Source organism: Ignatzschineria cameli (genome assembly GCF_003121895.1).
GTDB classification, from domain to species: Bacteria; Pseudomonadota; Gammaproteobacteria; order Cardiobacteriales; family Wohlfahrtiimonadaceae; genus Ignatzschineria; species Ignatzschineria cameli.
Genome location: NZ_QEWW01000002.1, coordinates 109758 through 122080 on the forward strand (window position 1 = coordinate 109758; position 12323 = coordinate 122080).

A 12323-nucleotide genomic window follows, 5' to 3' on the forward strand; every position below is an offset into this window, starting at 1 on the left:
AAAGTGAGATAATGGAATAATGGGTTATATCGATAACAGTTAACAAGAGGAGTTGCAGATGAGTGAAGTAGTGAGTGAAAAGAGAGGAACGCGGCATAAGGAGTATGCGCTCCTATTGGCAATTATCGTCATTGCATTTGATCTCTTTTTTGGAAGTACGAAATCCACCCCCTTTTTGATCTTAATTAATCTCATCTCATTAGTGGCTATTCTCTATAGTGCTTTTAGTGTGGTGCGTCATGCAGATATCTTTGCCCATCGCTTAGGAGAACCTTATGGTTCGTTGATCTTGAGTCTTTCAGTTGTGATCTTAGAGGTAAGCTTAATTACGGCGGTGATGTCATCAAGCCCTGGTGTTGGGGAGAATGGGGTCGATCCTTATGCCACATTGATGCGAGATACGCTCTATTCATTGATTATGTTAGTAATTAGTGGTTTTGTGGGGATTTCGCTACTTTTAGGGGGGCGAAAGTTTAAGACACAACATGTCAATTTAGGTGGGGTGACGCAATATACAACAGCGATTATCCCACTGGTTCTAGTGGTTTTGATTCTACCAAGCTTTATGCCGGGTGGAACCTTTAGCAAAGGACAATTAATTGTTGTAGCATTTCTTTCAGCTGTTCTTTACGCTGTTTTCCTTGTGATTCAGACAAGAACTCATCAGAGCCTCTTTATCTATGATCATGAAGATCAGGATGAGAATCATGAAGGGATTCCCTCTCCACATTCCAATCTTTGGCATGGTATCTGGTTGGTGATTCATCTGATCTCGGTGGTTGCGATTACTAAGGTAGATTCAGCTCCTTTAGAATCTTTGCTTGATAATCTCAATGCGCCGAAAGCTTTAACAGGGTTGATTGTCGCGATTTTGATCTTTGCGCCGGAAGGATTAGGGGCGATGCGAGCAGTCTTGAATAATAAGTTACAACGCGCAGTTAATATGTATTTCGGTTCTGTTTTAGCAACAATCTCTCTAACCGTTCCTGCGGTTGTTATTATCTCTCTCTTAACAGGGCATCAGATTATTTTAGGTCTGCCCATTACCGATGTTGTGCTATTAGCGGGACTATTTGTACTCTGCCAGGCAACATTTGATAGTGGCCGAACCAATAAGGTGGATGGTGTTGCTCATCTTGTCATTTTTGGCGCATTTTTAATGTTGCTATTAGGCGGTGAATAGAGAACAATGTTCAAATCGATCCCGCTCTATAGAGTAGAGAGTTAGGAATATGGAAAGGCATCATCAATTGAAGGTGCCTTTTTGCTATCTGAAGTAAGAAGATTTGAGTGCTGCCGGAGAGAACGATCATGCTCTTTTAATAATCGCATGCCGGCAGATCGGCATTTTAATGTCGAGATTATCAGAGTAATGGTTGAGAGATTAAAGTTGAGAGATTAAACGATCGCTCATCTGCGAGAGCGTGATCTTTCTGGTGTTGCAAGCATTCCCTCCCGCTATGAGTCAGCTTCTGTTGATACAAATGAAAGATCCTTCATCGCCGGGAAGCATGCCGGCAGATCGGCATTTTAATGTCGAGATTATCAGAGTAATGGTTGAGAGATTAAAGTTGAGGGATTAAACGATCGCTCATCTGCGGGCGCGTGATCTTTCTGGTGTTGCAAGCATTCCCTCCCGCCATGAGTCAGCTTCTGTTGATACAAATAAAAGATCCTTCATCGCCGGGAAGCATGCTGGCAGATCGGCATTTTAATGCCGAGATTATCAGAGTAATGGTTGAGAGATTAAAGTTGAGGGATTAAAGTTGAGGGATTAAACGATCGCTCATCTGCGGGCGCGTGATCTTTCTGGTGTTGCAAGCATTCCCTCCCGCTATGAGTCAGCTTCTGTTGATACAAATAAAAGATCCTTCATCGCCGGGAGCATGCCGGCAGATTGCTGTTTTCATTGTTGAGAGGAGGGGAGCTATATTTGATAAATTAAAAAGAGCGTTGCGGTTATGATTCCGTAACGCTCTACTTTTCTGTTTTCTACTGATTTTTAAATAGATTTCATCTATTTGTTAAATGCTCTTTAAAGATCTGATGGAAGGGGTTTTCTCCTAATGGGTGCCTCATGTTTGTAACGGTCTTCTAATCGATCAGCAATCGTATGAGGTTTTGAGCCACCATTGTAGGTATTGCCTTCCTCATACTTTTTACTGATTTCACGCCATAGATCTGCATTCTTAACGCCGGCAATATCAGGATTAAAGATGGGGTCTTTTCCTTCCCGCTTTTGGCGCTCATAATCTTTAAAGGTGCGATAGAGTGGTTTTGAGAGAAGGATAATTCCCACAAGATTGAGGTAACTCATACTACCGAAGCCAATATCTCCAAATCCCCACATTAAATCGACCGATTCAATACTGCCGAAGAACATTGTGAGAAGGAAGATAAATTTTAATAAGAGTGTTAAAAGGGGATATTTAATCTTACGATCTAAGAAGATCATCGCCGTCTCGGCAATATAGTAGTAGGCCATTAATGTGGTAAAGGCGAAGAGGAAGATTGCAATTGCGACAAATCCAGCGCCGGCATTAGGAAAGACACTTGATACCGCCATTTGAGACCAAGCACTTCCTGCTCTGATACCGGGGATATTCTCAACGAGAGCTTCACCGCCGGGAGGTATGACATTATACATGCCGGTAATTAAGATCATTAATCCTGTTGCAACACAGACAATGACGGTATCGATATAGATTGAAAACCCTTGAATTAATCCCTGTTTAACAGGATGACTCACTTCAGCTGCGGCTGAGCTAAAAGTTGCCTCTCCGGCACCAGCCATACTTGAGAAGACCGCGCGCCTTACACCCCAAGCAACCGCTAAGCCCACAATACCCCCAAAGATCGCATCCATCCCAAATGCACTCGAGATAATCAGTTTAAACATCGCCGGGACTTGTGTAATATTCGCCCCTAAGATCACAAACATTAAGATGATATAGAGAAGCGCCATGATGGGAATAATCTTATCGGCATAATTCGCAATACGTTTAACACCCCCAAAGATGAGATAAGCCATTGCGATAGTTATAACAATGCCTGTTAAAACGGGCGGGATATTAAATGCAGTATTAAAAGAATCGGCAATAGTATTTGATTGGATTCCCGGCACTAAGAAACCATATGAGATACAGATCACGACCGCCATTAAAATAGCAAAAGGTTTCCAGCCAAGACCTCGCTCAATGTAGTAGGGTGCGCCACCACGATATTGCCCATCTACTTTCTGTTTATAGATCTGTGAAAGGGTTGATTCGGCAAAAGCGCTTGCGCCACCTAATAGCCCCATTACTGCCATCCAGAAGATTGCGCCTGGACCACCGGCAGCGATTGCAGTGGCAACGCCGGCAATATTACCGACACCTACTCGACTTGAGAGCGCTAGACAGAAGGCCTGAAATGAAGAGATCCCTTCTTGAGAGCTTTTTCCCTCTTTAAGAAGTTTGATCATCTCGATCAGATAACGAAATTGAACTCCTCGAGTGATAATTGTGAAATAGAGACCAGCTCCGAGAGAGAGTGCAACAAGTGCATTTCCCCAGATATAGCCTACCAATGTATCAACGATGCTTTGCATAGTTTTATCCTCCGATGATATCGCCCTATTTTTATTGATGATCGATCTTATTTAATGATTTGAATCTCTATTTTTTCTATTTTTATAGTGATCGATAGGGTCGAAATGTTTTTTTGTTTGGTAGTAATTCTTAGATATTCGATACAGTAACGTATCGATGATTTGAATTGCTGACTTGAATTGCTGATTGGGATTGATGATTTTTAGTTGATTTATCGTTAATTGCTAAAGTAGTAATAGGGAAGAGGGGCAAGGGAGACCTTCTCCCTCTCCCTCTCTTCTGTTATTACAGTTATGCCAGTTATGCCCGTTATGTTAGTTATTACAGTGGCACTGATTAATGGATACTGATTAATGGACAGTGATTAATGCATATACCAGATCACTTTCTGTGCGGTATATTGTTCAAAGGCTTCTAAGCCATTATCTTTACCGCCAAAACCTGATTGTTTAAAACCTCCGAAAGGTGTAGTAATATCCCCCTCACTAAAGCCATTGACTGAGATGGTTCCTGCTTTAATCGCGGCAGCAACATGGAAAGCTCGCTTGATATTTTGGGTATAGAAAGAGGCAGCTAAACCATAGTGAGAGTCATTTGCGAGCGTGATCGCCTCTTCATCTGATTGGAAGCTCACAACGGCAAGAACAGGACCAAAGACCTCATTTTGAAAGAGGGTCATATCGGAGCGAACATTATCAAAAATTGTCGGTTCAACATACCAACCACTGCCTAAGTCGGAATGGATTTTACCGCCGGCAACGAGGTTGCCTCCCTCTTTTAGCGTGATATCGATAAAGGATTTGACTTTGTTAAAGTGCGCCTCTTCGATCATCGGCCCGATAGAGACAGAAGGATCTAAAGGATTTCCTACTTTCCATTCAGAGAGTGCCGCAACTAACTTTTCTAAAACCTCCTCTTTAATCGATTCATGAAGAAGTAGGCGAGAGCCACAGCTACAGTTCTCACTCATATTCCAAAAGGCTGAGGCGAGAATATGGGGAATCGCGGCATCAATATCGGCATCTTCAAAGAGAATTTGAGGGCTTTTTCCACCACATTCTAAGATGATCTCTTTGAGGTTGCTCTCAGCAGAGTATTTTAGAAAGTAACGGCCCACTTCGGTTGATCCCGTAAAGGAGACCACATCAACATCCATATGGCGACCGAGCGCCTCACCAACCTTTTCTCCTAATCCTAGAACAAGACTCAAAGCCCCCTCCGGGATGCCTGCTTCATATGCAAGTTCAACCATTCTAAAAGCACTGAGTGAGGTCAATTCTGCAGGTTTTACAATGACAGAATTTCCAGCAGTTAATGCCGGCGCCACTTTCCAAGCAAACATCTGCGCCGGGAAGTTCCATGGTAATACTGCACCGACAACGCCGATCGGTTCTCTAACAATAAGTCCTAACGTATCGCTATCTGTAGGGGCGACTTTTCCAAAGAGTTTATCGATTGCTTCAGCATACCAGCGGAAAGTCTCAATCGTTGCTGGCATATCGGTGTTGAGACACTCTGTAATGGGCTTACCGGCATCAACCGCATCGAGTGCAGCAAGTTCCTCTTGATGCTTTTCAAGTAGATCGCAAAATCGTAACATCACCTCTTTACGCTCTGCCGGAGATTTTTTACTCCAGATTCCCGATTCAAAGGTGCTTCTTGCAACCTTGACGGCTGCATCGATATCGTTGGCATCGCCATCAGTAATGGTGCCAATGATATTTTTATCTATCGGAGAGATATTCTCCAAAACGGCGTTATTAAGTGGATGACCGGCAATTCTATTTTGCGCAATAAGCGCGCCTTTTTGGGCTTGCTCAAAGATCTCTTCTTTTTTTCTAATCATCAATATTCTCCTTAAATTTATCTGAATCTCTATTTGCGACTCACGATTCACGATTTGTGATTCACTATTTTCTTCTGTCGTACGTTTCGCTCTTATCTTGTTAAAAGTGAAGCGTTTCAGAAAAAAGGGAGAATTAGTATCATGAGATCTTCGACAATAATCAATGGAAAATCGCATCGATCCTGTTTGATTACTCATCATTTTCTCCCTTTTGTATCTGCTCCTTTTAGCGGAAGAATGCTAAGAAGGCATCGCGCTCCTCATCAGAGAGATCAGATAAGGGGAGTCTTACTTTTCCAACAGAGAGTGTTGCTTTTAGACAGCCCAATTTTGCTTTCTGATTATAGTTGCCTGACTCCATTGAATGGATCGCGGGGTAGATCTCTTTCATAATATTGCGTGCAAGATCCCAATCCCCTTTCTGTGTGGCATTAAAGAGTGCAACCTGCTCTTCAGGGAAGACATTCCCCGCACCGGCGATCCAGCTTTGAGAACCCCAGAAGAAGAAGTCAACCGGCTGATCATCACAACCACAGACAATCTCAAAATCTTCAAAAGGGGTCTGAAGTAAGCGAAGCGCTCGGCTAAAATCACCGCTACTCTCCTTAAGGCCGATAATTTTTGGATTTTTCGCAAGATGGAGAACGCTCTCATATTCGATCTCAATTCCAACACGAGCCGGGAAGTTATACATAATGATAGGGATATCAGTGGCGGCGGCAACTGTTTCATAATGGGCAATTAAACCGGCTTGATCCGGTAAGCTATAGGCAGGCGGCGCTAACATAAATGCTTCATATCCCAATGCAGCTGCCTCTTTTGCTCGCTTTACAGTGCCGGCAGTTGAAAGATCATTGATGCCTGCGATGAGTGTTACGCGCCCCTTAGCAACTTTCGCGACAGTGGATAATACCGCCGCTCTCTCTTCCTCTGTTAAGGTGTAATACTCTCCCGTTGTGCCACAAGCGACAAGACCTGCAACCCCTTTTGCGATAAATTGTTCTGTTAACTGCTCTAAAGTTGCAATATCGAGGGAACCATCTTCTTTAAAAGGGGTGACTAAAGGAACGTAGATACCATGTAATTTCATTATTCAATCTCCTATGATTGGTCTATTAATCAGTTTTCTGATCTTTAATTGTTATTAAAGTTATTAAAGTTATTAAAAACGATCGATTGCAAAGGGTTGGCAATCGATCGGCGGGGATTGCTTGAGATAGAGTGCCGTAATGATCTCTGCCGTTAAGGTGGCATGGGTAATACCTAAATGTTGATGGCCAAAGGCGTAGTAGCAGTTGTCAACACGATCGATAACAGGGAGTGAATCTGCCATCGTCGGGCGAAAGCCCATCCATTCTGTGGCATCACTCTTATTTAAGGGCTCCCTTAACATCGGTGCTGCTAATGGGAGAAAATTTTGTGCGCGGCGCATATCGGGTGGAAGTTTCAATCCGCCATACTCCACTGTGCCAGCAAGTCTTAAACCCTGATTCATTGGGGTCATAATAAATTTACGATCGAGACTTGAGACTGGAATCGTAAGGCGACCCTTTTCATGCGGCAACATCAGGTGGTAGCCACGTTCAGTCTCTAAGGGGAGGTTGAAGCCGGTTAGCGCTTTCGCAAATGGCTTTGAGAATGCTCCCGTTGCTAAGACAATACTCTCCGCGGTAAAAACTTGCCCATTGCCGGTCACCTCTATTTTGTGAGAAGTCTCTTTTTGCAGTGATTTGACCTCAAAGTTTTCAATCACCTCGCCCCCTAATTCTTGAAACTGTGTTAACAGATGCTCAATCATTGCTGAGAGGTCGACAATATGCCCCGTATCGGGAAAGAGTAATCCGCCTAGTTGAGAGTCTGCTAATGCCGGACTCTTTTTTAGTAGCGCAGTTTGTGGGAGAAATTGATTACGAATACCGATCTGGTTGAGCTTCTCTCCATGTTGTTGAAGTTGCTCTAAAGAGCGATGCTCTTCAGCGACAAGAAGTGATCCTTCAATTTTGACCCAAGGGTGAAGATCCCACTCTGTTTTAAAATTTTCCCAAGAGGGAAGTGCCGCTTCATTCAATTTTTTGAGTGTCTGATGAATTCGCTCAAAGGGTGCTGACCGCATATTATTGAGAAGCTTGATTCCCCAAGGCATCAGCTGTGGTAGATAGCGCCAATCAATACGAAGTGGCCCGAGAGGATCGAGTAACATCTTCGGCAGCGATTTTAGCATCGAAGGATCGGCAACAGGATAGACCTGCTCGGTGGCAATATGTCCTGCATTGCCCCAAGAAGCACCCCGTCCTACCTCTTCTTTTTCCAGTAAAAGGGTATCGATGCCCGCTTTTTGGAGTTTCAGGGCGATCATCAATCCGATTAGGCCGCCACCGACAACAATCATCTGTCTCTCCACTTGTCTCTCTATTCCTGCCATAAAGATCTCTGCTCCTCTTGAAAGATGATGGACCGAAGGGTTTTTAGTTGGGTATATTTTTAGTTAGCTCTATTTTGTTAATACTTCTATTAGAGATTGCTCTATTGAAGATTGCGACTAGAGAGGGGCGATGCCGTAACGGAATGGATCTTCAGGATCGAGAAGAAGGGTACTCTCTCCGGAGATATAGGCGCGTCCTCGAATTGTGGGAATAATCTTCTCGCCCTCTCGTTGATAGCTCGCTTGAAATTGACTACCGATCACGCTCTCTTGTATCCACAATTCTCCTTCCGCTAATAAATTATCTTCAGCCAATGTTGCGATCTTAGCACTCGTTCCTGTTCCACAAGGGGATCGATCATAAGCGCCACCTGGGCACATTACAAAACTGCGGCTATCTGCCGTGGGTGTCGGTTGAAAGAGTTCAATATGGTCGATCTCTTCATTATTAGCCCCGGTGATGCCGGCAACTTTAAGTGCGGCCATAATTTTTAAAGTAACATCACTCAATTGCGCAGCATTTTTGAGCTCAATATCGCAAAAGTGTTGATTCACAAGGAAGAACCAATTGCCGCCCCAAGCGATATCGCCGGTGACAATCCCTAACTCAGGAACATCGACACTCACTGCTTTCTTGTAGCGATAAGCGGGGACATTCTTTAAGCTCACAGAGCCATCTTCATGGAGTGTTGTGCGAATATCGCCAACGGGTGTTTCGATAAGATGCTCGCCAGCTTTAGCGCTCTGTAGATAGAGAAGGGAGGCCATCAAGCCGATGGTGCCATGACCACACATCCCGAGATAGCCCTTATTATTAAAAAAGATCACTCCGGCGGTTGCTTCTGGATTTGTTGGTGAACAGAGGAGGGCACCCACAAGCACATCATTGCCTCGCGGCTCTAAGATGACCGCCTGACGGAAGTGATCAAACTGGTTTTTTAAAATTTGAAGGCGCTCTGCCATCGAGCCTGCGCCAAGATCTGGAAATCCTTCTAAAACAAGACGGGTCGGTTCGCCGCCAGTGTGTGAATCTAAGACTTTTATTCTTTGAAGTGATGAATGATGCATTCTCTATTTCTCCTCTACGCCATCGATTTGTGGTGCTTAATATTTAGTCTGCTTGATTTATCCTGAGGTTTCTTGATATGTTTTGATCAAAGTGATGCGCTAATTAGCACAATGAAAAGCACTATGAAAAGCACTATGAAAATCTTAAATAGGTGAGATGAGAGGATCTCTTTGAAATAGAGAAAGATCGATTCTAAAAAAATATTGCACCGATAAAAACGATAAAAATGAGAATAAAAAAGAGAAAGTGCCCGCGATCAATCACTGGTTACCCAAAGGAGGAACTTCATGTTGATACAAAATTTTTTGGAAAAGTATCAAGGCCAGCAGGCTTTTTTAGTGAGCAGTTTAGAGGAGTTTACAAAACATATACAATTGATTATGCCGCTGATCAATTCGATGTCAAATATCACCTTTTTTGTCAAAGATCGTGCTGCGCGTTATCAGCTAGTGAATAACTATTTTTTAGAGCGAAGTGGCATGAAGTCATTAACAGAGATTATTGGACGCACCTCGACCGATGTCTTCCAAAGTCAATTTGGTTCGCTCTATGAAGCGCAAGATTTTAAGGTGATTGAGACAGGTAGACATATTTTGAATCGACTAGAACTCCATACCTATAATAATGGCTCGATGGGCTGGTGTATGACGACAAAAATACCCATTACCGATATTCATCTTCATGTCGTGGGTATTGTGGGAATATCGGTCGATCTTCAGGATGATAAGCTTGTGCGAACTGATCTTAATGTGCGGCTCAATCGAGTTCTCGATTATGTGAGTGAGAACTTTTTTACGCAGATTACGACGCAGGAGTTAGCAGAGATTGCCCATCTCTCTGTTTCCCAATTGAATCGGCAGTTTCGGGAGATCTTTCTGATGACGCCGCTACAACTGATTCAGAAGAAGCGCTTTGAGCATGCGATCGATCTTCTTGCGCAGGATCTCTCTATTACGGAGGTCTCTATGCAGTGTGGTTATATCGATCATAGTGCATTTAGTCGTAAATTTAAGGAGATTACCAATATGACTCCGACAGAATTTAAGCTTGCTTTAGTCTCTTAAGTTCGAAGGGCGGTTATCGAAGGATAATGTCGAAATTAATCATTGAATAATGAGGCTCATAATCAGGGGAATGGTGATGATAGAAAAGAGCGTACTCCAGGTGATTATTGAGGCCATCGCTTCGGAGTCGCCACCCATTTGTCGCGAGAGAATATAAGCATTTCCTGCAGAGGGCATTGTTGCAAAGAGGAGCGCGATGCCCGCTGTAACCCCATCAACATTGAGAAGCTGTAAGAGCAGAAGCGTTATTGCCGGCATCAGAAGTAATTTAACGGCAATGGCAAACGTAATCGCCTTCATCTTGCCGGCATCCATCATCATAATCAGTCCTGCGCCTACCGACATGAGGCTCAGCGGTGTTGCACTATTTCCCAAATAGAGCATCCACTGTTTGAGGGGGCCTGTTAATTCAATCTGTAAGAGATTGGCAACTATCCCGATCAAAACGCCGATAATCAGAGGGTTTTTCAGCAATGCGATAAAGATTCCACCAAGACTCTTTTTACCATTTTGGTGACTCCCATAGAGATTGAGAACCGCAATACAGAGGATATTGATGGTGATAATCATATAGGCCATAAAGACGCCGGCGATAATAATTCCGGCACTGCCAAAGAGCGATTGTGAGAGCGCTAGGAAGACATAGGAGTTATAGCGCGTTCCTCCTTGGAAGATAGAGGTAAAGAGTCGATTTTCGATCTTAAAAAGTTGTTTAATAGGAAAGAGGAGAAGCGCGATAAGAAGCGTTGCCATAAATGTTGCAAACAACGCTTCTATCAATCCAGGTTCAGAGAAGTTTGCTTTTGAGATCTCTAAAATCAGCAATATCGGGAAGAAGAGGTAGTAGACCAATGCTTCAATCCCTTTCCATAACTCATGGCTAGGCAGGAGCCGTTTTGCGATAAAGCCCGTCATAACCAAGCCAAAGATAGGAATAACCGATAAGAGTGTTGCAAACATTTCTAGCGCCTTTATTGTCCGCTTTTCATCTTAATCCACATACGAGTCAATGCTTTCTGCTGGCGGAGATCGTAAGGGCGTTTAATATGAACATTTTTTAAGGCCTCTTCAGAGGGGAAGATAATGGGATTATTTCGTAGCTCAGGCTCAATATAGGCAAATGCAGCTTCATTCGCCGTTGGGAACATAATCTTATTTGTCGCGCGAGCACTAATTTGAGCATCTAACATAAAGTTAATAAATTGATATGCTTCATCCACATTTTTTGCATCTTTAAGAATCACCATCTCATCAAACCAGACAATAGTGCCCTCTTTGGGAAGAATATATTGAATATCATTCTCTCTGCCCATCTCATCGGCTGCATTTTTAGCGATAAAGAAGTCACCGGACCAACCGACTGCTAGACAAGCATCACCGTTAGCGATTGCACTAATATATTCTGAGGAGTGGAATTTTTTCACATAGGGGCGAATGCTCTCTAATGTGGCTTGAACTTTTTCAAGATCCTTTTTATCTGTCGATTCTGGATCGATGCCGAGATACATATTGATCAGAGGCGTTGTTTCGATCGGACTATCGAGAACATAGATTCCACATTCCGCTACTTGAGATGCATATTGCGGATCGAGTAGCAGCGCATAGGAGTCGAGGGGTGCATCGGGTGCAACTTCCCGGATTTTTGCAGCATCAAAGCCTATCCCTGTTGTTCCCCAAAAGTAAGGAACAGCGTAATCATTGATCCCTTCAAAAGTCGCAAGACTCTCTAGCGCAAAAGGCCAAATATTTTTATAGTTAGGAATCTTCTCTTTATCGAGCTTTAAAAGCTGGTCCGCTTCCATTAGATAGGTGACGGCAAAATCGGAGGGAACGACAATATCGTAACCAGAATTTCCCGTTAATGTTTTAGCAAGCAATGTCTGATTGCTATCTAAGGCATCTGCGATCACCCTAATCCCTGTCTGCTCAGTAAATTCATCGATCAACTCTTGGTCGATATAGGAGACCCAATTATAGATTTTTAGCTCTTTTGTGGGCTCTTTTGCCATTGAGAATTGAGCAACTCCACAGAGTGCTACTAGCGTAATTAAGCGACGAATAGCGCGCATTTAGATCTCCTCCTTAATAAAAAGGTATAGAAAGGTATAAAAAGGTACAAAACGTATAAAAAATATGAATGGTGTTAATGGGGCGAATGGTATTAAGGACTGATTTGAAGCTCGATGAAAGCCTTTACCTTTACCTTTATAGTCGCGAGCAGGAAGTGCTGTTAAAAGTGGAATTGAAGGGCGATCTCGTTTGTGAGGCATATCCTTACAAGGATGCTTTTATCAGTATTTTTTTATTGCCGCTCTATCGCCCTAATGTTAGC

9 protein-coding genes are annotated in these 12323 nt (G+C 43.3%); 2 read left to right on the forward strand and 7 right to left on the reverse strand.

The features are described 5' to 3' along the window. The first annotated feature begins 58 nt into the window (after positions 1–58). Positions 59–1183 carry a sodium-potassium/proton antiporter ChaA gene (locus DC077_RS03485; RefSeq protein ID WP_109200882.1) on the forward strand — a complete coding sequence of 375 codons (1125 nt, stop codon included), beginning with the start codon at positions 59–61 and terminating at the stop codon, positions 1181–1183. Positions 1184–2035: 852 nt separating this feature from the next. Here the strand turns inward: DC077_RS03485 and DC077_RS03490 are convergent. From DC077_RS03490 to DC077_RS03510, 5 genes are all read right to left on the reverse strand, one after another. Next, the gene (locus DC077_RS03490; protein ID WP_109200881.1) at positions 2036–3589 is read right to left on the reverse strand and encodes an alanine/glycine:cation symporter family protein; all 1554 of its coding nucleotides are present in this window, start codon (positions 3587–3589) and stop codon (positions 2036–2038) included. 365 nt (positions 3590–3954) lie between these two features. Further along, a complete protein-coding gene (locus DC077_RS03495; RefSeq protein ID WP_109200880.1) occupies positions 3955–5436 on the reverse strand; it encodes an aldehyde dehydrogenase in 1482 nt (493 codons plus the stop codon). 226 nt (positions 5437–5662) lie between these two features. Next, positions 5663–6526 carry a 4-hydroxy-tetrahydrodipicolinate synthase gene (gene dapA, locus DC077_RS03500; protein WP_109200879.1) on the reverse strand — a complete coding sequence of 288 codons (864 nt, stop codon included), beginning with the start codon at positions 6524–6526 and terminating at the stop codon, positions 5663–5665. Positions 6527–6598: 72 nt separating this feature from the next. Next, positions 6599–7858: an NAD(P)/FAD-dependent oxidoreductase gene (locus DC077_RS03505; protein ID WP_192875530.1), complete on the reverse strand. Its 1260-nt coding sequence runs from the start codon at positions 7856–7858 to the stop codon at positions 6599–6601. 117 nt (positions 7859–7975) lie between these two features. Next, positions 7976–8926, reverse strand: a complete 951-nt coding sequence (locus tag DC077_RS03510) for a proline racemase family protein (RefSeq protein ID WP_109200878.1) — start codon at positions 8924–8926, stop codon at positions 7976–7978. 288 nt (positions 8927–9214) lie between these two features. Here DC077_RS03510 and DC077_RS03515 point away from each other — a divergent pair, with 288 nt between their 5' ends. Next, positions 9215–9991 carry an AraC family transcriptional regulator gene (locus DC077_RS03515; protein WP_109200877.1) on the forward strand — a complete coding sequence of 259 codons (777 nt, stop codon included), beginning with the start codon at positions 9215–9217 and terminating at the stop codon, positions 9989–9991. Positions 9992–10030: 39 nt separating this feature from the next. Here the strand turns inward: DC077_RS03515 and DC077_RS03520 are convergent, their stop codons facing one another. Together DC077_RS03520 and DC077_RS03525 are read right to left on the reverse strand one after the other, a co-directional pair. Beyond that, complete coding sequence (locus DC077_RS03520) at positions 10031–10951, reverse strand: AEC family transporter (protein WP_109200876.1); 921 nt, start codon at positions 10949–10951, stop codon at positions 10031–10033. An 11-nt stretch (positions 10952–10962) separates the two neighbouring features. Continuing rightward, positions 10963–12060, reverse strand: a complete 1098-nt coding sequence (locus DC077_RS03525; RefSeq protein WP_109200875.1) for an extracellular solute-binding protein — start codon at positions 12058–12060, stop codon at positions 10963–10965. Positions 12061–12323: the final 263 nt, after the last annotated feature.